The 20,097-nt window shown below is 53.6% G+C and carries 20 protein-coding genes; 2 read left to right on the forward strand and 18 right to left on the reverse strand.

Going from position 1 to position 20,097, the window contains the following annotated elements; all coding sequences use genetic code 11:
- Nucleotides 1–168 precede the first annotated feature (168 nt).
- Nucleotides 169–3,261: a PAS domain-containing protein gene (locus tag K0A93_01205; protein MBW6510719.1), complete on the forward strand. Its 3,093-nt coding sequence runs from the start codon at nt 169–171 to the stop codon at nt 3,259–3,261.
- Between the two features lie 101 nt (nt 3,262–3,362).
- On the opposite strand, the gene K0A93_01210 is transcribed toward K0A93_01205, so the two are convergent.
- From K0A93_01210 to K0A93_01225, 4 genes are all read right to left on the reverse strand, one after another.
- Nucleotides 3,363–3,791, reverse strand: coding sequence for a peptidylprolyl isomerase (locus K0A93_01210; GenBank protein MBW6510720.1), 429 nt, complete (start codon nt 3,789–3,791; stop codon nt 3,363–3,365).
- Between the two features lie 153 nt (nt 3,792–3,944).
- Nucleotides 3,945–4,760, reverse strand: a complete 816-nt coding sequence (gene fetB / locus K0A93_01215; protein ID MBW6510721.1) for an iron export ABC transporter permease subunit FetB — start codon at nt 4,758–4,760, stop codon at nt 3,945–3,947.
- Nucleotides 4,753–5,490: an ATP-binding cassette domain-containing protein gene (locus tag K0A93_01220; protein ID MBW6510722.1), complete on the reverse strand. Its 738-nt coding sequence runs from the start codon at nt 5,488–5,490 to the stop codon at nt 4,753–4,755. The genes fetB and K0A93_01220 overlap by 8 nt, the downstream gene beginning before the upstream one ends.
- The gene (locus K0A93_01225) at nt 5,487–6,245 is read right to left on the reverse strand and encodes a uracil-DNA glycosylase (protein MBW6510723.1); all 759 of its coding nucleotides are present in this window, start codon (nt 6,243–6,245) and stop codon (nt 5,487–5,489) included. Before K0A93_01225 ends, K0A93_01220 begins: the two co-directional genes overlap by 4 nt.
- A 223-nt stretch (nt 6,246–6,468) precedes the next feature.
- Between K0A93_01225 and K0A93_01230 the strand changes: the two genes are divergently transcribed.
- The gene (locus K0A93_01230; GenBank protein MBW6510724.1) at nt 6,469–7,389 is read left to right on the forward strand and encodes a zinc dependent phospholipase C family protein; all 921 of its coding nucleotides are present in this window, start codon (nt 6,469–6,471) and stop codon (nt 7,387–7,389) included.
- 32 nt (nt 7,390–7,421) lie between these two features.
- On the opposite strand, the gene coaBC is transcribed toward K0A93_01230, so the two are convergent.
- From coaBC to rlmN, 14 genes are all read right to left on the reverse strand, one after another.
- Nucleotides 7,422–8,615, reverse strand: coding sequence for a bifunctional phosphopantothenoylcysteine decarboxylase/phosphopantothenate--cysteine ligase CoaBC (gene coaBC, locus K0A93_01235; protein MBW6510725.1), 1,194 nt, complete (start codon nt 8,613–8,615; stop codon nt 7,422–7,424).
- Between the two features lie 9 nt (nt 8,616–8,624).
- On the reverse strand, nt 8,625–9,248 hold the full coding sequence (locus K0A93_01240; protein MBW6510726.1) for an MBL fold metallo-hydrolase: 624 nt from the start codon (nt 9,246–9,248) through the stop codon (nt 8,625–8,627).
- Between the two features lie 18 nt (nt 9,249–9,266).
- On the reverse strand, nt 9,267–10,403 hold the full coding sequence (locus K0A93_01245; GenBank protein ID MBW6510727.1) for an HD domain-containing protein: 1,137 nt from the start codon (nt 10,401–10,403) through the stop codon (nt 9,267–9,269).
- The gene (locus K0A93_01250; GenBank protein MBW6510728.1) at nt 10,400–11,992 is read right to left on the reverse strand and encodes a hypothetical protein; all 1,593 of its coding nucleotides are present in this window, start codon (nt 11,990–11,992) and stop codon (nt 10,400–10,402) included. Before K0A93_01250 ends, K0A93_01245 begins: the two co-directional genes overlap by 4 nt.
- Before the next feature lie 36 nt (nt 11,993–12,028).
- On the reverse strand, nt 12,029–13,216 hold the full coding sequence (locus K0A93_01255; protein MBW6510729.1) for a response regulator: 1,188 nt from the start codon (nt 13,214–13,216) through the stop codon (nt 12,029–12,031).
- A 123-nt stretch (nt 13,217–13,339) separates the two neighbouring features.
- Nucleotides 13,340–13,786 (reverse strand): universal stress protein, encoded by a 447-nt coding sequence (locus K0A93_01260; GenBank protein ID MBW6510730.1) that lies wholly within the window; start codon nt 13,784–13,786, stop codon nt 13,340–13,342.
- 2 nt (nt 13,787–13,788) lie between these two features.
- Entirely contained in the window at nt 13,789–14,199 is a 411-nt protein-coding gene (locus tag K0A93_01265) for a response regulator (protein ID MBW6510731.1), read from the reverse strand.
- A 139-nt stretch (nt 14,200–14,338) separates the two neighbouring features.
- Complete coding sequence (locus tag K0A93_01270; GenBank protein MBW6510732.1) at nt 14,339–14,872, reverse strand: zinc-ribbon domain-containing protein; 534 nt, start codon at nt 14,870–14,872, stop codon at nt 14,339–14,341.
- 19 nt (nt 14,873–14,891) lie between these two features.
- On the reverse strand, nt 14,892–15,638 hold the full coding sequence (locus tag K0A93_01275; protein ID MBW6510733.1) for a helix-turn-helix domain-containing protein: 747 nt from the start codon (nt 15,636–15,638) through the stop codon (nt 14,892–14,894).
- Between the two features lies 1 nt (nt 15,639).
- Nucleotides 15,640–16,386: a tetratricopeptide repeat protein gene (locus K0A93_01280; GenBank protein MBW6510734.1), complete on the reverse strand. Its 747-nt coding sequence runs from the start codon at nt 16,384–16,386 to the stop codon at nt 15,640–15,642.
- 8 nt (nt 16,387–16,394) lie between these two features.
- On the reverse strand, nt 16,395–17,075 hold the full coding sequence (locus K0A93_01285; GenBank protein MBW6510735.1) for a hypothetical protein: 681 nt from the start codon (nt 17,073–17,075) through the stop codon (nt 16,395–16,397).
- A 12-nt stretch (nt 17,076–17,087) separates the two neighbouring features.
- Complete coding sequence (locus tag K0A93_01290) at nt 17,088–17,996, reverse strand: sugar kinase (GenBank protein ID MBW6510736.1); 909 nt, start codon at nt 17,994–17,996, stop codon at nt 17,088–17,090.
- A 94-nt stretch (nt 17,997–18,090) separates the two neighbouring features.
- Entirely contained in the window at nt 18,091–18,957 is an 867-nt protein-coding gene (gene mtnP / locus K0A93_01295) for an S-methyl-5'-thioadenosine phosphorylase (GenBank protein ID MBW6510737.1), read from the reverse strand.
- A gap of 21 nt (nt 18,958–18,978) precedes the next feature.
- Complete coding sequence (gene rlmN / locus K0A93_01300) at nt 18,979–20,049, reverse strand: 23S rRNA (adenine(2503)-C(2))-methyltransferase RlmN (protein MBW6510738.1); 1,071 nt, start codon at nt 20,047–20,049, stop codon at nt 18,979–18,981.
- Nucleotides 20,050–20,097: the final 48 nt, after the last annotated feature.

Below are 20,097 nucleotides of genomic sequence, written 5' to 3' on the forward strand. Positions count from 1 at the left end.
AAGAACGTGTAATTTTAATCGGCTGATCAGCACTTTAACCTAGCTTCGTCCCCTCGTCAAGATTGGTGAGAGGGGGAAGAACAGAAACGAATCGGTAGACAAAACGGGTGCTGCGCGATATTCTGCAATACTTGTTTGTTTCTACTTTGCCAGGAAGGGACCGACGGTATGAATGCGGCGGCCATCATCTACTCTTCACGTCGAATGATTTTGCTCCTGCTTTATCTTGTGTGCACGGCTTTTCCCGTCTTTGCCGGGCATCATGGTGAGGTGAACGTTCTGCTCTTGCATTCGTACCATGCGGAGCTGCAATGGACTGCCGATATTGAGACGGGGTTCCGCAAGGCGTTTGCCGCTGCGGGGCAGGCGGTTAACTTGCACACCGAATTCCTTGACGCCAAGCGCTTCCAGCTTGATCCGGAAATGCAATCCCATCTCGATCGTCTGTTGAGTTACAAACTGAATCAGCTGCAATTTGATCTGGTCATGCTCTCCGATAACGATGCCTTTAATTTTTCCCTCAATCATCGTTCCGATCTGTTACGCGACAAGCCGATTGTTTTCTGTGGTGTCAACGGTTTTACCCCGCAGCTCATTGCCGGTGTCAGCGCTATAACCGGGGTTGCGGAATCTCCGCAGGCCGCAGCCACGCTGGCGCTGGCCCAGGGCTTTCATCCTGATCTGGAAGAAGTGATTGTGATCGGCAGTGAAAAGAGCGTCACCGGTCGCTTGAATTATGCCCTGTTTCTGGAGTTGGCACCGGATTTCCCCGCGCTGCGCTTCAGCTACTGGAACGACCTGCCGCTGGAAATTTTGCGTGAGCGTCTCGCCACGCTGGGGGGGGGACGGATTCTTTATCTCAATAGTGTGATCAGTGATCGTTCCGGTCGCATTTACTCCTTTGAAGAGACCGCCGATCATCTGCGCGATGCAACACTTCTTCCGCTCTACGGCTCGTGGGATTTTTTTCTCGGGCATGGCATTGTTGGTGGCAAGCTGATCAATGGTGAAGCACAGGGGAAGATGGCGGCACAACAGGCCATTGAAATTTTACGCGGTGCCCGGCCTGAGGATTTACCGGTAATTTACGCCGAGGGGGCCCGCTATCTTTTTGATGATCGTGAGTTACGGCGGTTTAATATTTCGGCATCGTTGTTGCCGAAGGGAAGCGAGGTGCGCTTTGGTCCGTCCTCAATCTATAAAATCGATAAAAAATATCTGTTAGCTTCTACTGTTGCATTTACCATTCTGGCGACGACGACCATTCTCCTCGTCTTGAATATCCTCTATCGACGACGCTCGGAGAAGGCCTTGCGTTCGAGCCAGAGCTTGTTGAAATCATTTTGTGATGCGTTGCCGGATCTGGCGTTCATTGTCGATGAGCACGGCACTATTGTGACGGTTTTATCTGTTAATAGCGAACTGTCATACGTCAACATTGGTGAAATTACGGGGCGTTCCCTGACGGAGATTTTCCCCCCGTTTATGGCGGCTCTTTTCCAAAGCAAGCTGGATGATGCGCTGAACGCTGCAGGTTTAATCGTGTTTGAATACCCTTTGACCGTTCCGGCGGGTGAAAAATATTTTGAGGCGCGAATCATGCCGATGCCTGAAATCAAGGAGCAGGCGCGCATGCTGGTCTGGATTGCGCGGGATATTACCGAGCGGCGTGAGTCGGAGGTTCGTCTTGAAGAACGGGCACGTTTGGCCGACCTGGAAGCGGAAATTGGTATCGCACTGGCCGAAGGAAGAATCATGGAAACAACGTTCGATCGATGCTGCGCCGCGCTTATTGATTACTCCGGCGCGGTTTTCGGACGTTTCTGGGATTTTAATGCTACTGATAATGACTTGCAGCTCAGGTGCAGTGTCGGGCATTCACGTTATCTTGACGGAGCCCCAGCGCGACTTTCCGTTGATCAGTTGAAAATCGACGACGTCATCAAGGGCCAACGCCCTTACTTGACGAACGCTGCAATGAGTGATGCGTTGATCAGCGATCCCGACTGGATACGGGAGCAGGGGATCGTTGCTTACGCCGGGTTTCCGCTTTTGGTAAAAGGGGAGCTGGTGGGTGCGGTTGCCCTGTTTTTCAGCGAGAAGGTGAGCAAGTCTACCTTTGAGGTGATTGGGTCAGTGATGAATAAACTGGCGATCGGACTGGCACGTTTCCATACCGAGGCGCAATTGCTGGTAGCGCTCAACGATGTCAGTCAATCGCGTGAGCGGCTCGATACCATTCTGCGTTCAGTCGCGGATGGCCTGATCGTTACCGATACCACCAATCATGTGGTCATGATTAACCGCGCGGCTGAGCGGTTAATCGGGGCGATGTCCAGCGAAGTTGTCGGCCAATCGATTGAAACGGTGCTGAGTGATACCAGTATACTGGGTGGTTTGACTTCGGTTTTGCTTGGAGAGAAGCCGTTTTTGACGATAGTTGTTGAGATGGAAGGGGGTGAGCGCGATGAAGCCTGTTTGGTTGAGGCGCGTATCGCACCAGTGCGGAGAAAATCCGGAAATTATTCCGGAGCAGTGACAATTTTGCGTGACGTGACGCGCGAACGCGAGATTGATCGCATGAAGAGCGAGTTCGTTTCGATTGCTGCTCACGAGTTACGCACCCCGCTGACAACGGTGCTCGGCTATGCTGAACTGTTGCTCAATGAAGCGGATACAGACGGTTTTGATCGTGAACAAAAACGCGAATTTCTGGGTTACATCTATGATAAGGGTGAAATTTTAAAACGGATTATCGATGACATGCTCGACCTCGGACGGATTGAGTCTCGCCGCCCGATTATCCTTGAAAAATCCGATTGTGAAATGGTCCAGCTGATGCGCAGTACGCTGGAACATTTACGTAAGGAAAATCCCCGTTATCGTTTTGCAATGGATTGTCATAGCGACGGGTTGGTGATCAATATCGATCAGCAGAAAATCAGTCAGGTGTTCGATAACGTGCTCAGCAATGCCGTCAAATACTCTCCCGCCGGTGGTCTGATCAACGTGGTCGGCAAGGTTGAGGGAGAGGTGTTGCTTATTTCGGTCACCGATCAGGGCATCGGTATGACGGCAGGGCAGATGGCGCGTGCATTCGAAAAGTTTTATCGGGCGGACAGCAGTGATACGGCGGTCGGGGGGTTAGGACTCGGATTGAGTATCTGTAAAAATATTGTTGAGGCACACGGCGGCAAGATCTGGATGGAGAGTGCTCCCGGCGAGGGCACGACGGTGCATTTTTCCTTGCCACTCACATAACTCAGCGGGATTCCCCCTGTCAAATGGATCAATCGTACCATCAAACGGGCGGATGACTTTAATCATCCGCCCGTTTGATGGTTTGCGTCTTGCTGTGAAGATCAGCTGATAGCGACCAACTCCAGGTCGAAGGTCAGGTCTTTCCCCGCCAACGGGTGATTGGCGTCAATGGTGATGGTCTTGTCATCCATTTCAGTGACCGTGACGATCAGCGGTTCGCCTGCTTCCTGCATCATCTGTAATTGCATTCCCAGTTCAGGGGTCAGATCTTCAGGCAGTTGTTCACGGTCAACCTGCGCGATCAGTTGATCCATCAGCGGACCGTAGGCGTCTTCCGCGGCAATGGTGACGGTCTTTTTTCCATTGATTGACATACCGATCACCGCTTTTTCAAAACCGGGGATAACTTGTTGTTCACCGATCCTGAATTCAAGTGGGTCACGGTCCCTGGATGAGTCGAACAGCTCGCCATCGCTCAAAGTGCCCTGATAATGAATTTTGACGGAATCCCCTTGTTTAGCATAGGTCATGTTTTCTTCTTTCTTTCAAGGTTGTTGGATCACACCGGAGCAGCCACACCTCGCTCATGGCTGAGGCGGTCAGGAACAGCCGGCGGTGGAGAGGAATGGGGACTATAACGTTTTTTCGTCATTTGTAAAATTCAGGCCCGCAGCCCCAACAGTTTACGTCTGATTCCCGTCGATCCGTGGCTGTTGCGGATCAGGGCGCAATTGTTTGGCGTGCGTGAAGTACCCTCGATAACCGAGCAGGACGATAAGCAACGAGGTCACGCCAACGCTGCCGACAATGGCACACATGATCACGATCTGGTAGCGGACCGCAATCATCGGTTCAATGCCCGAAAGAATCTGCCCGGTCATCATCCCCGGCATAGCGACGATCCCCATCGCTGCCATGGTGTTGGTCGAAGGGATCAGCGCGGCGCGAAACGCCTCACGGATCGCTTCACGGCAGGCGCGTCGGGGCGTGGCACCAAGACACAGCCAGCACTCGATTTCTTCCCGGCGGTTGCGAATTTCACTCGCCAGTCGTTCGGCGGCAAGGCTGGCAGCGTTCATGGTGTTGCCGATAATCATTCCGGCCAGCGGGATCAGGTATTGGGGGTCATACCAGGGGGTAAAGCCGACGATCGCGATGCAGAGGATAAAGGTTACCGCGCCGCAGCCGACCAGCAAAGAACCACCGATAATGCGATAAAAACGCGGCATGCGATCTTTGACCCGCTCGCCGATGACTTGCATGGCAAAGCCGAGCATCACCAGCAGGATGAGCAGGATCGCACCGGGATGGGGGATGGCGAAGACCAGATGAAGGACATAACCGACCGCCAGCAATTGGGCGACCATGCGAAATGATGCCCAGAGCAGTTGACGTTCACGACCGATACGTTGCCAGCGTGACAGGGCGAGGCTGACCAGAATCAGGGTATAGGCCAGTGCAAGGTCAGAGAGACTGAGATCGACGATGGCATTATTCATCGGCGACCTTCACTGTTGCGGGCTCGGCCAGAAAGTCGCGAAGCGCGACGCTTCGCGGATGGTTCAGTAATCGCGTTGGCGGCCCGGTTTCAATCAGCTTGCCGTTTTCAAGATAGAGTAGTTGCGTGGCGACACGTTCACACAGCCGCAGGTCGTGACTGATCATCACGACCGTCAGGCCGCTCTCGATCAGCAGATTCGCAAGGCGATCCGCCGTGCGCCGGTCGAGGGCGCCGGTCGGTTCGTCGAGGAGCAGCACCTGTGGTTCAAGGAGCAGGGTTCGGGCGAGGGCGACACGTTGCTGTTGGCCGATTGAGAGAGTCTGGGCAATTTGCCCGAGCAGCTCCGGTTCGAGCTGGCAGCGACGGAGAAGCTCGCCTTGTTGCGTGTCGGTCTTTTGCGGCCGTCCGTGCAGGGCCAGGGGAATCCGCAGGTTGTCGCGGACAGTGCCGGGAAACATCAGCGGTTTTTGCGGCAGCAGGGAGACGGTGCGGCGCAGCAGCAGCGGGTCGATGGTGGTGATATCTTGTTCGTCGAGAAATATTTTTCCGGAGGTCGGATCGTCGAGACGGTTAAGCAGGCGCAGCAGGGTGGTCTTCCCCCCTCCGGACGGACCGATCAGAGCGCTAATGGTGCCGCTTGGGATGCTCGCGGAAATATCGTCGAGAACGACCTTCAAGCCGTAAGGCAGGGGGCAGGTTTTAGAGATATTTGTAAAACGCAGGGTCATGTCAGCGGCTTATGATCTTTGTGACTGAAACGTTCTCCGTTTTCTCGCAACCGCCGTATCACCTGTTTCATGTCCTCCCAAACCTCACGCTTGGATGAGGGATTGCGCAGCAGGTACGCCGGATGAAAAGTTGGCATTAGTGGAATCCCTGCGTACTCCTCCCAATGTCCGCGTAACTGGCTGATCGGGATCGTCTTACGCAACAAACTCTGGGCGGCAAATTTCCCCAGTGCAACAATCATCTCTGGTTGAATTGCAGCCAGTTGCCGGCGCAGAAATACTTCACACGTCGCGATTTCTTCAGGGTGTGGATCGCGATTGCCGGGGGGGCGGCACTTGACGACATTGCAGATGTAGACCTCCGCCCGACTCAGGCCGATGGCGGCAATGATGCGGTCAAGGAGCTGCCCCGCTTCACCGACAAACGGTTCGCCACGTTGATCCTCTTCGCGCCCCGGGCCCTCGCCGACAAAAACCAGCCGCGCATTCGGGTCGCCGACGCCAAAGACCAGTCTGGTGCGTTTTTCACAGAGCGGACAACGTTGACAATCTCCGAGCTCAACGGTAATTTCTTCAAGCGTTTCTTGCCGACAAGGGACGCCGTTGTGAGAGATGGATTCTCCCGGTGGGCAAGGGGCTGGTTCGCGTGGTGCGGAAGCGATAAACTCAGTGACCCCGTAATCATGTAACTGGGTCAAGAGCGCACGCGCCGCGCCGACCGCTTCATACATGTCGTTGCTGATTTGATCGGGCATGGTCCTTTACAACTCCCGTGTGCTGAACTATTCTCTAAGGAGCTGCAAACAAATAACATGGGCATCTTGCATCTCATCTTCAGGCCATCTTTAGCCGAACTTCAATCGTCAAATCCTCGACGTAACCCTGCTACGTCTGTGGTTTGGCTCAATCAGTGCGGCCAAATCTGACCTGAATCTGAGCGCAATCTTGAACCATATTATTCATTTACAACGCCTGAGCATGAAAGGTAACGTGCTGAAAATATTATTTATCCTCGTTTTACTGCTATTGTCTCCCGACTGCGTCTGGGCCTGGGGGGTCGGTGCGCACTTGCAGTTCGGCGCGGAAATTCTCGGTGCCTTGGATGCCCTGCCTGAGGCGACGGCGGCGTTGTTGCGTGCCTGGCCGCACGATTTTCTCTATGGCTGTATCAGCGCCGATATCACCCTTGCCAAAAAATATACCCATCATTCGAAGCATTGTCATTCGTGGCGGATGGGAAGAAAAATTCTTGCTGCTGCGAAAAACGATGCGCAACGCGCTTGTGGCTACGGTTACCTGGCTCACCTGGCCGCCGATTCGGTTGCTCATTGCTACTTTGTGCCGTACAAACTGGTGCGGACGTACAACACCGTTATCCATCGTCACGCTTATTGGGAAATGCGCTTTGAAAGTCGGGTTCCTGCAGCAATCTGGGAGCTGGCACGCGATGTTGCCCAGCGCAAATTTCGCCAGCACGATGCGATGATGCGCAGGGTGCTGTCCGATACCATTTTTTCGTTTAAAACCAATAAACATTTATTCAACTCGTTGTTGTTGCTCAATCGTCTCCATCAGTGGCAACAGGTGTTGCGCGCGATGGAAGGCTCCTCGCGTTGGCGAATTGCAGATGTCGATCGTGAAGAATATCTGACCCATTCGGTGCAGGCAATTTTCAGTATTTTAAACGAGGGGGATGATAGCCCTTTTTTCAGGGCTGATCCGACCGGAGAACGGGCTTTGACCGCTGCCGCCATCCTGCGTAAAAACCTCCATCATCTGTGGCTCGAAGGGAAACTCTCCACTGAAGACGCAGCACTGATTCTCGACGGGCTGAAAATCCGTTTTCGCGACGGGGTGCTGAATCCAGACGAGATTCTTGATCTGATTGCCGTTACCTGATCGTCGTTAGCTGTCCGCATCAACCCCACGCATCACAGAGTCAAACCCAGGATTCGGTCGAGAAGCTGGTTCGCGACGGCCTCTTTCGTCATCAGAGGCAGCTCCTCAATCCGCCCGCCACGGTAAAGCAGTCGCACGATGTTGGTGTCACCATCGAAACCGGCCCCTTCCTGGCTGATGTCATTGGCGACAATCAGGTCAAGATTCTTCTGCTCCAGCTTCGCGGCAGCGTTGTCGAGCAAATTTTCCGTTTCTGCGGCAAAACCGACCAGAATGGCTCGCCCTTTATCCTCGCCGATCTCTGCCAGGATGTCGGGGGTTTTCTCCAGCGCCAGAATCATGTCGAAAGCGTCGCTCTTTTTGATCTTTTTATCGGCCCGCGTTGCCGGTCGGTAATCGGCCACCGCCGCAGCCTTGATAATGATGTCCGCCTGAGGCGCGTGGTTTAGCATCGCCGTGCGCATCTGTTGTGCCGAGGTGACGTCAATGCGCTCCACTCCATGCGGCTGCGGCAAACAGGTCGGGCCGGAGACAAGAATGGTGCGGGCACCTCGCTGGCGGGCAGCGGCGGCGATAGCATAGCCCATTTTGCCGGAGGAATAATTGCTGATGAAGCGCACTGGATCAATTTCCTCGCGGGTCGGTCCCGCGCTGATCAGCACCGTTCGCCCGGCCAGATCATTGGGCGTCAGCAACTCCAGTGTCTTTGCGAAGATTGCTGCCGGTTCGGGAAGCTTGCCTTTCCCTTCCCAACCGCAGGCAAGCATTCCGCTGATCGGGTCAAGGATGCGGTAGCCGTTGTTCTGCAGCCGCTGACGATTGTCGGTACAGATGGAATTTTCCCACATATTGACGTTCATGGCCGGGGCAAGGAGAATCGGTGCCCTGGTTGCCATCAGGGTTGTGGTCAGCAGGTCGTCCGCAATGCCGCCCGCCAGTTTGCCGATGACGTTGGCGGTCGCGGGGGCAACGACGCAAATGTCGGCACGCTCGGCAAGCGCAATATGGCTGATCTCACTCTCCTGATAAAGATTGAACAGATTCGTATGAACGGGGTTGCCACTGAGGGTCTGGAACGTCAGCGGAGTGATAAACTCTTGCGCCGCCCTGGTCATCACCACATGGACATTCGCGTTGGCCTTGATATAGAGGCGGGTCAGTTCTGCCGCTTTGTAAGCGGCAATCCCGCCGCAGACACCGAGAATGATTTCTTTGCCTTGCAGCATGGCGTGCTCCTATGGGTGTAAAAACGGATTATGTTTCCGTTCCGCGCCGATGGTGGTGTCCGGACCATGTCCCGGATGGACGATAGTGTTATCGGAAAAGGGTAACAGGCGGTGTTGAATACTGTCGATCAGGGTCTGATGATCGCCTCCCGGCAGGTCGGTACGACCGACGGATCCGGCAAACAAGGTGTCTCCGACAAAGAGGTGTCCGTGCCCGGCGAGGCAGATCCCCCCCGGGGAGTGCCCCGGGGTGTGAAGGACTGTAAACGAAAGGGTGCCAACATCAATGATATCACCATCCTTGAGCAGCCGGTTCGGTTGGGGTGACGGGTCGGTGCTCAGGCCGAAGGCGGCGGCATGTTGCGTTACGCGTTCGAGCAGGGGGCGGTCGAGCTGGTGAATCAACAGCTCAGCGCCGGTGGCTTCAGTCAGCCGCAGGTTGCCGCCAACGTGATCGAAGTGACCATGGGTATTGACGATCAGCGTCGGCTGCCAGTCGTCTTCTGCCAGCACGCGCAAAATATCTTCGCTGTCGCTGCCGGGATCGATCACCAGTGCGGTGCGGGTTGCCGGGCAGGCAACCAGGTAGCAATTGACTTGCAGCGGACCAACCGGCAGGGTTTTAAGTAACATTCAGCACTCCTTGGAAATTTATTCGTCGGTATCGAACAGACTGAGATTTTTATCCTTCAGTTGCTCGCCGAGGCTGTAGCCAAATTTTTTTTCGGGGCGACGATTTTCACGCGGGCGTTCTTCTCTTTTGCGCTCCTGCGGCAACGACGCGGTGTTTGGCGGCGATGCGAGGATGACCGGCGGCTCATCCCGGGGGGGCTGCTGCGCCGGAAAGCCTTTAAAGAAGTAACGATCGTAGAGGCGGTGATAGGCTGTCCATGATTTTTCGCTGTCCGGCTCTTTGGCGATATGGGTGCGAATGCCGTTGATCTTTGAATCGAGATCATCAAGGTAGTTCAGGATGATCGCTTCAATCGTTTTCGGGCGTTTCGGTGAACCATATTCATACTGACCGTGGTGTGACAGGATCAGATGCTTGAGCAGCAACGCGACATCCGGCTGAAAGTCGGGCAAGGTGCGGATGCGGGCTTCAATCAGTTCAACCCCGAGAACGATATGGCCGAGAAGCTTTCCCGCGTCGGTGTAATCGAAGCTGCGATTGTAATCGAGTTCGACGATTTTGCCCACATCGTGCAGCAGCGCCCCGACAACCAGCAGATCGCGATCAAGCTCCGGGTAGCGTTTGCTGATATCCGTTGTCAAGGCCACAATCGCCAGTGAATGTTCGAGTAATCCGCCGAGATAGACATGATGCATGGCTTTGGCCGCCGGTGCCTTGCAATAGCTGGCCATAAATACTTCATCGGCGAGCAGGGCTTTCATCAAGGCACGTAATGATTTGTTGGTCAACCTGTCGACCACACAGTGCAGTTCGGTGATCATCTCGGCGACCGGACGCGGGGATGTCGGCAGAAAATCAGCCAGATCGACATCCCTTTCGTTGACCGGAAAAATTTCCTGCACAACCAGCTGCATCTTACCGAGATAGACACTGGCTTGTCCGGTGACTCGAATAAAATCGTCGCGTTCAAAAAGGGCGGCGAATTGCTCCACCCGATCCCATACGCGCCCTTCGATTTCACCACTATTATCCATTAACTTCAAAGTCAGGTAAGGTTTGCCATTCTTGGCCATGGCGGTGATTTTTTCACGCACCAGAAAGATAGTGTCAACCCAGTCGCGTTCGCGAATGCGGGCCGCAAAAATAGATTTCATTCAGTGGTACTCCCGTGGTTAAAACGTGCTGCAAGTCGATCAACGACGCGCAGACCGTCAAGGGCGGCACTCATGATCCCGCCAGCATATCCGGCCCCTTCGCCGACCGGGTAAAGACCGGGATGACTGACCGATTCGCCGTGTTCATCGCGCAAGATCCGCAGCGGCGCCGAGGTTCGGGTTTCGACCCCGGTCAGGGTTGCTTCGCGGCTAATAAAGCCACGCATCCGCCGCTCAAAACAGGGCAGGGCGGTGCGCAGGCCGTGGGTGATAAATGCGGGCAGCAGCGCCGCCAGATCAGCTTCGCGGATGCCTGGACGACAACTGGAATGCAATGGCCCGGTGCCGGATTCGAGAAAAGCAAGCAGATTTTGCGCCGGGGCGTGGTAGTTTCCGCCCCCCGCGATAAATGCACTCTGTTCCAGACGCCGTTGCCAATAGATCCCCGCCAGCGGGCCGGGGGGGATATCTTGCGTGACACAATCGTGCGGGAGAACGCTGACGACCAGTGCGCTGTTGGAAAAAGGTGCCGCCCGGCGAAGTTTACTCATGCCATTGACAACGACGCCGCCGGTTTCGGAACTGGCGACAACCACTTCACCGCCGGGACACATGCAGAAGGAATAACAGCCGCGTCCGGTCGCCGGGTCGTTCCAGCTCAGTGCATAGTCAGCGGCAGGCAGTTTATCGGTATTGCTGCCGAATTGAATGCGGTTGATCAGCTCAACCGGATGTTCAATACGCAAACCGGCGGCAAAGGCTTTCGCCGCAAGTGCAACTCCCTTGGCGTGGAGCATTTCGTAGGTGTCGCGAGCACTGTGGCCGGGGGCCAGCAGCAGCGCAGCACAGGGAACCTCCCCGCAATCGTTTACGATCCCCGCAGTGACCCGACCTTGGTTGACAACGAGCCCGGTCAGGGTCGCATCATAACGGATATCGACCCCTTTTTCCAGCAGCTTTCGCCGGAAATTAATCAGCACCAGACGCAAGCGATCAGTTCCGATGTGCGGTTTGGCATCGATCAGAATATCCGGCGGCGCACCGCAGTCAACCAGGGTGCGCAGAATCAGGGCGATTCCGGGATGGCGCAGGCGGGTCGTCAGTTTCCCGTCGGAAAAAGTACCGGCCCCCCCCTCGCCAAACTGGATATTGCTGCGCGGGTCGAAGTGACCCTTCTGCCAGAAAGCCTGCACGTTGCGTACGCGTTGTTCCACCGGTCGCCCCCGTTCCAGCAGCGTCACCTTGAAGCCGCTGTGCGCGGCGCGCCAGGCGGCAAAAAGTCCGGCTGGACCCATGCCGACGACAAGCAACTGGCGGGGCGCTAACAGGTGCAGCTGCGAAAGTGGCTGGGCAGGTACAACCTGCTCCAGGCGCGGATGCGATGGTGCGGGAAGATCATCGGCAAGGTCGAACTCAACGGAGTAAATGAAGTTAATCCGTGGTTTTTTTCGTGCGTCGAGACCGCGGCGGATGATCCGTACATTGGTGACGCAAGAAGCGCAGAGCGACAGCTCGGCAGCGATTTTCAGAGGTAAAAGTTCAACTGGTTCATCCGGCAGGAGCCGCAGCTCACGAAGACAATATCTCATCATTATTGGCCAGGTCGATTCATGGTCGAAACGGATTCAGGCTTGCCGGTCGTTATCGGAAAGATAAAAAGGAAACTCAAGATGAAAGGTTGTGCCGCTGCCGACCTCGCTTTGGACGGTAATGCGTCCACCGTGGTCACGGACAGAACGGTGGACAATCGATAAACCGATCCCCGTCCCTTTTTGACGCGTACTGAAAAAGGGGTCAAAGATCCGGTTCAGGTTTTTTTCCGGGATGCCACAGCCATCGTCGCGGATCGATACGAACATCCGGGTATCATCGTGGTCAAGCTCGGCGACAATTGTGCCACCGGGGTCTGTTGCATGGAGTGCATTGTTGATCAGGTTGGAAAAGACAACGGTAATTTCATTTTTCGCCGCCTGTAATGGCGGCGGCAGACGGAGGAATCGGGTGCTGACGTTGATATTCCTGGCAGCAATGCGTGCCTGATTGTCGGCAATGACCTGTTCGATGATTTCGTTGATCATGACCGGGGTGCGTTCATTGTCGGTCGGTCGTTGTAACGCCAGGAGGTTGATCAGCGTTTCATCGATACGATCGACTTCGCGCATGATATTTTCGAGATATTCACTTTTTTCGCTGTCGTTGGCGAGTTCGGTCTGTAGTAATTGGGTAAACAGTCCGATAGCGTTCAGGGGGTTGCGAATTTCATGAGCCATGCCGGCGGAGAGATGACCGAGGGACGCAAGTTTTTCAATCTGGAGAATTTCGGCATGGGCTTTTTCGAGTTCTCGTGATTTTTCCTCAATACGTCGTTCAAGCTCGCTGTTCCAGTTCGCAATTCTGGCAATCAGTTTTTCGCGTTCCTGGCGGAGTTCGATGTTATGGAGTTCGGCCTCGCGTAAGCGCAGGACGGCTTCAATCCGATCGATCAGATCCTGATTGGAAAATGGCTTGAGAATGTAATCGGAAGCTCCCGCTTTCATCAGTTCAACGGCAACTTTTTCACTTCCCTTGCCGGTGAACATGACGACGTAAGTACGCGGGAACTGCTCACGGATTGTGCGTAAGGCGGTGAGGCCGTCCATTGCTGGCAACATGTAGTCAAGCACAACCAGGGCCGGGTGCTCACGGGCAACGATGGCCAGTCCTTCCATCGCGTTGCCAGCAGTAAAAACCACATGTCCCCGATCGTTGAGGATCATGTGAGTGAGATTAAGAATAACCCGCTCATCATCGATAATGAGTATGCGCTCGCCCATATTTGCCCCTGGTTGATGAATGACTAAAACCGTTTATCGGTCAGCATAGCCGGAGGCGGTCTGTTTGACAAGAGGGTATTCCCCCTGTGAAAGATAACGGAAAGAGAGTAGTTTTTTACAGCATCAGTCACCGGCACGAATGGTCAATACCGGGATCGTTGATTTACGGACCACCTTTTCAGCCGTGCTGCCGAAGAGCATGTGGTCTATGCCAGTACGACCGTGGGTGCCGATGACAATCAAATCGCTGTCTGTCTCGATAGCTTTACGAATAATTTCATCATAAGGGATGCCGGGGACGATAAAGGTTTCAACGTTGGCATAATCTTTAATATGTGTTGCACAAAAGTGTTCCATCATTTTGTGCGCCCCCGCTTCGATTTCCTCTTCAAGTTTGTCAAATGAGATATGCGGGACGTAAAAGCCGCGCAGATCGACAGGCTCGTTAATAACATGAAGCATCAGCAGGCGTGCCGAAAATTTCTTGGTCAACGCAAAAGCATGTTCAAATGCATAATCAGAACTTTCGGAAAAATCGGTTGCAAAGAGAATCGTACGATAATCGCTCATGGTTAAGCCTCCCGTGTCTCTCCACCGGATAGAGTGGTGGAACAGTGAGTGAGTTTATGCATGACGGATTTAAGTTCTTTAATCCTCACCGGTTTGTTCAGGTATTCTGATGCTCCGAAGTTCATGGCTTCGAGGTATGAACTGATATCGCCGTAGGCGGTGACCATGATAATTTTTATTTCCGGTCGAAGTTTTTGTGCTCTTTTAAGAAAATCGAGGCCGTTCATTCCCGGCATGTTGATATCACTGATAACCAGTTGATAGTTTGTCGTATGTAACATGTCCAGAGCTTCATCGCCGTTGCCGGCACTGCTGACGTTATACCCTTCGTTCTGCAATAATTTGCACAGGACAACACGGGAATTTTTCTCATCGTCGAGAACGAGTATGTTGTGGAATTGTAATTGCGCCATGATGTCCCTTTCATGAGTGAAGGGTAGCATGGCGTTGCTGTCTGTCAAGCTGATATATCTAAATAAATAACGCTATTACAACGGGTTGGTAGAAGTCTGTGGGGCATGATCACGGCCGATTTACGGGCGGGATCTGGTATCATGTCTGAAGCAGGGCCGCGACGCGTTCCCGCAGTTGCTCAGGTTTGAATGATTTTGAAGAAAAGGCGTCGGCACCGCAATCAGCGAGTTCAGGAGTCGGAGTGCCGTTCACGATTGTGTCGCTGAGAATAAAAAAACGGGTTGCACTCAAGGATCTGAACGATTTTATTTTTTGAACGATTGCGGCGCCACTGATGTCGGGCAGGACGTGATCCAGAATTACCAGTTGAGGATGTTCCTGGGCAATCATTTGTAAAGCGTCGTTGCCGTTGGCTGCGGTTAAAATATTCACCTTTGGTGAACGTAAAATATCTGCCAGGATATTGCGAAATGCATTTGAATCGTCGACGATGAGGATCTTCGGGAGAGCGGTGTTTTTTTCTTCTTCGTTGATGATGATGGCTCCGTCGGCCAGTGAAATCGAAAAAATATGCTCACAGGCAGGGCATTTGATACTGGTTGTCTGTTTCCGGGTTTTTCCCGGTTTGACCTTGTAGCGTGCTGCGCAGGCGGGACATTCAATCAGCAGCATGCGCTCCTCCCTCCGTGAATCAGTTCGCCGGGCGAAAAAAGATGATATCGTGGTTGCCTTGTAACAGGATGGGCTCTTGATTAAGTTGCAGTTTAACCTGAGCAGGATCGGTAATGTGGACCGTGGCATGAGTGTTGATTTCCCAGCTCAAACGTGAACCCTGACTCAGATTATAGCGTTGCTGAGGGCGATTGTCGATGGTGAGAACGATCTGTGTCGCTCCCGCTGCGTTCAATTGCAACACCCCCCGGCGAGCTAACGATATTTTTATGGGGAGCGGTTGCTCCGGCTTTGCAACGTTCATCGGTAGTGCAGCGGGAGCTACCGGTGGGGACAATTCCGGCACCGGTAGAGTGTCTGCTGGCGGTTGTGCCGTCGGTATCTGCAACGGAGCGATTTGCTCTGATGAAAAAAACCAGTAGCCGACCAACAGCAGTGCTGATAATGCGACAACGACAAAATGGATTCTCCAGCGCGGCAGAACTTCTTGCCGTGGCGGGGGCGCGCTGTCGGTTGCTGAGGCGTCGCGTTGGGAAATATATGCAGCCACCATCCGGTCGGCGTCAAGCCCGAGGAAATCTGCGTAATTGCGCAGAAATCCGGTGACAAATGTTGTGCCCGGAAGTTTGGTGTAGTCCTCAGCTTCAAGGGCGGCGAGATATTCCCGGCGGATGCGTGTTTTGGCAGCAATCTCGTCAAGAGACAAGCCAAGCGTTGTGCGCCGCTCTTCCAGAGTGCTTCCGATAGCGAGGTCTGTTGTCATCATGTTACTTCAGCAGCCGCAGATAATCTTTGCTCAGACGTCCGATTTCATTGTCAGGCACAAGCGCCAGAACACGCATGAAATCAGTTTTGGCCGCTACGTTATTTTTCAGCTTCAGATAGGTCAGTGCCCGTTTGTAATATGCTGCTGCATAAGCGGGAGAAAGATCGATGGCGTGATTTAACTGGAGCAAGGCAAGATCAGGTTTGTCGAGCGCAAAATAAGTTTCACCGAGATGGTAGTAAGTTTGTGCAAAGCGCGGTGCCAGATTGATCGATTTTTCAAACTGGATAATCGCTTGAGGATATTCGCCTTTTTGGTAATAGGCGACGCCCAGCCCGGTCAGGGCTATTTCCGGGGTAGTAAAAAGCAGATTGTCAGCAGCCTGATTGAAATATTTGATCGCGGCATCCCAACGGCCCATATCGAGATAAAGTGCGGCCAGGTTGTTGGCAAATTGCGGGTTGTTCTCATCCCTTCGCAAAGCAGTTTTGTAATGCTCTTCAGCTTCCTTGAACGCGCGCTTCAGCTGGTATGCCTGGCCGAGTCCGGAATGAACTCGACCACTGTTTTCTGAATCGTAGGCGATCAGAAATTCCTTCAGGGCTAACGTCGGATTGTTCTCGCGCAAGTACGATACGCCGAGAATATAGTGGACTTCCCCTGCGTCAACTTTTTCCTTTGTGGCGCTGCAGGAAATCAGCAGCAGAGTGCAAAGAACGATAGTCAATATACCTTTGACACGGGTCACATGGGCTCCTAAAACGAGGCGAGTAAACGCCCGAGGTTTTCTTTCAATGTGTTATCCGGGGAACGGGGTGTTTCTGCAGAGAGCTCATTTGCGGTCGATTCCAACGCTGCGGGTTCCGTGCTTTCCGGCGCAGATTCCTGCTCATCGTTGAGGTCGCTCTCAATGTCTTCAACCTCAACAACCTCTTCAACTTCCTCTGTTAAAGTTTCAGGCGGGAGCTCAATGACTGCAGCAGGCGGTTCATCAGGGGGTTCATCCGCCACGTCCTGAATGTCATCAATTTCTTCAAGGTTTTCGATTGCCCCCTCCGGGGGGAAACCTTTACTTAGCGGGCACTCGGTCCATAATTTTTCCTGCAGTGATGCCGATGCGAGATGATAATCGGTGTCTGATAGCGAGAAGCCCATCGATTCTGCGTAGTCAAGGGCGTCCTGCACGAGTTCTTTGGCCGAGCGACCGGCGATGTTATGGCGATGGAAAAAAAAAGCAATCTTATTGCTGCTCTTCAGGTGCAGAGCGATCGTTACCTTGAGTCCTGACTTGGCACTGAAAGCGCAGACGTAAGCTTTTGCTTCCTGCGAAGGAACGCCGGGGAGTGCGACCTGCACCTGGTTTTGTGACTGATGCAGTCGTAAGACCCGGTGTGCCGGCAGGTCAAGATGATCGATAGCCTCTTGCCATTTGAACACGAAGCAATTCCTTTACAGGTCGTCGAAGTGGGTCAGAAGTTTAAAGGTACGAAAGCGTTCTTTAATTTCCGATGAATTGAGAATCCGGAGGCGGTTAAGGCTGAAGTCTTCGACGGTGAATGAGGCCATCACACTGCCGAATACGATTGCCTGGCGCAGACAGGCTTCTGACTGATTGCGGGTTGATGCCAGGTAGCCGATGAACCCGCCAGCAAACGTGTCACCGGCTCCGGTCGGGTCAAAAACTGATTCGAGAGGGTAGGCCGGCGCGGAAAATACAGCGTGCTCCGACACCATCAGTGCACCGTATTCACCTTGCTTGACGACCAATGTTTTCGGCCCGAAGGTGAGGATTTTACGTGCCGCCTTGATCACATTCGGTTCGTCAGCGAGCTGCCGGGCTTCAGCATCATTGATGATCAGAATGTCAACATGAGGCAACGTTTTCAGCAGGGCATCGCGCTTTCCCTCAATCCAGAAGTTCATTGTATCGCAGGCGACCAGTTGCGGGTTTTTGACCTGCTTCAGGACTTCGAGTTGCAACTCCGGATCGATGTTGGCCAGAAAAACGTATTCCGCGTCCCGATAGTTTTCCGGCAGTTCAGGACGAAATGACTCGAAGACATTGAGATGCGTTTCCAGCGTCTGCGCCTCGTTCAAATCGTAACCGTAACGACCCTTCCAACGAAATGTTTCCCCTGGCATCGTTTGCAGACCGGAAAGATCGATATTGCGTGAACGAAGAAAATCCAGATGATCGTCCGGAAAATCTTCACCGACGACCGCCACCAGATTGACATCGGTGAAAAAGCTGGCGGAGGTCGAAAAATAGGTGGCAGAACCACCAAGAATATCTTCGACTTTTCCAAAAGGTGTTTCGACCGAATCGAAAGCAACCGACCCAACAACCAGAATACTCATCCAATTCTCCAGACTGTTGCAAATATTTTATGCAGCGCTTTGAATTTAACCAAATAGATCCGAAAAACGCAATAACTAAACCAGAATTACACGGTTATTTCAAGTATTTGCCGATGATTGGTTGCAGGTTTTTCCGGGTTGATTCGGGGATCAGATCTTTTTGGGTCATAATCGCATATTCGAGCGCGCCGCCGCAGGGACAGCCGGGTTGCTTGTCAAGGCGCCGCGCGGCGGTCTTGATTATGGTGCGGGCCGTGGCGACATTTTGCTCGATAATTGCAATCACCGCTTCAACGGAAACATCATCGTGCGTCTCGTGCCAGCAGTCATAATCGGTCGCCAGGGCGATCGTTCCGTAACAGATTTCAGCTTCCCTTGCCAGTCGGGCTTCCGGGATGTTGGTCATACCGATGATATCAACCCCCCAGCTGCGGTAGATGTTGGATTCGGCACGGGTTGAGAAATTTGGACCTTCAATGCAGATGTAGGTTCCCCCCCGGTGCGTTATCGCCCCGCTTGCAACCGAAGAGGTATAGAGGACTTCGGCCAGATCACTGCAAACCGGATCGGCAAACTGGACATGACCGACGATCCCGTCGCCAAAGAAGGTTGCCGCGCGTTTTCCCTGGGTCCGGTCAAAAAACTGGTCTGGTATAACGATATGCCCCGGCATGATCTCTTCCCGCATGCTGCCAACGGCAGAAACCGAAATGATTCGCTGCACGCCGAGCTTTTTCATGCCGAAAATGTTGGCGCGGTAGTTGACTTCCGAGGGGAGCAAGCGGTGCCCGCGCCCGTGGCGGGGCAAAAAAACCAGTTTGATGTTGTCCAGGGTGCCGGTAATATAGCGATCGGAAGGATCTCCGAACGGAGTTTCAACCCGGATTTCCTGTACGTTCGTCAGTTCGTCCATCGCGTAAAGTCCGCTGCCGCCAATGACTCCAATCATTGTTTCTTCCATGGCAAATCTCCTTATTATTGATCAATCCAGTTGATTTACAGGTTTTGCTGCCAACGGCTGGCGAAGTTCCAGGCGGCCCTTCAGTTGACCACAGGCGGCGGAAATATCCAGCCCCTTGCCAGCGCGCCGAATAGCGACAATATCCCGGTCGAGTAAATAGCTTTGAAACGTACCGATGGTGCTTTCATCGGGGGTTCGATAGGGCGATTCCGGATGTTCGTTAAAAGGGATCAGATTGACCTTGGCACGCATGCCGTGCAGCAACTTGACCAGTCGTTTGGCATCGGCAGGGGTGTCGTTGAGGTCCCTGATTAAAATGTACTCGAAGGTAATCCGGCGACTCGGTTTCAATGGAAAATCACGACAAGCTCTCATCAACTGATCCAGTGGATAACGCCGGTTGATCGGCATGAGGCGGTTGCGGAGTTCGTCGGTGGTGGCGTTGAGAGAAATCGCCAGATTTACTTCGATGCGACGCCCCAGCTCAGCCAGTTCCGGGACAAGCCCGGAGGTTGAAAGTGTTACCCGGCGCGGGCCGTAATCAAGCCCGATCGGGAGATAGATGATATTTAATGCCTTAATGACATTGTCGAGGTTATGCAGGGGCTCACCCATTCCCATCAGGACGATGTTGTTGATCGGGCCGTCTTTACGGGCGGCGCAAACCTGATTGACAATCTCTGCCGGGAGCAGATTGCGGGTCAACCCAAAAGTGCCGGTGAGACAGAAATCACACTGCATGGCGCAACCGACCTGGGTTGAGATGCAGAGGGTGGCCCGGCCCTCATCCATCGGGATGCGAACCGCTTCGATCGCTTCACCGTCCGCCAGTCTGAAAAGATACTTGCGGGTGCCGTCGATCGAGGCCTCAACGGTCTCCGGAATCCAGTCAGAAATAACGAAGCGGCGCTGTAATTCGGTGCGAAATGCCTTCGACAGGTCGGTCATGGCCGTAAAGTCTGTAACCGCGCGCGCATAAATCCACTGCATGATCTGCCTGGCACGAAATTTCTCCTTGCCGAGCCCGGTGAGTAATTGCGTCAACTCGGGCAAGGAGAGGTTCTTGATATCAATAAGCGGCGTTTCAGTCATGTTGTCTTTGTGGTCCGTGGCAGGCCAGGTAAGTAGTTCATAGCTTGC

Source organism: Desulfuromonadaceae bacterium (assembly GCA_019429445.1).
In the GTDB taxonomy this organism is placed as follows: Bacteria; Desulfobacterota; Desulfuromonadia; order Desulfuromonadales; family JAHYIW01; genus JAHYIW01.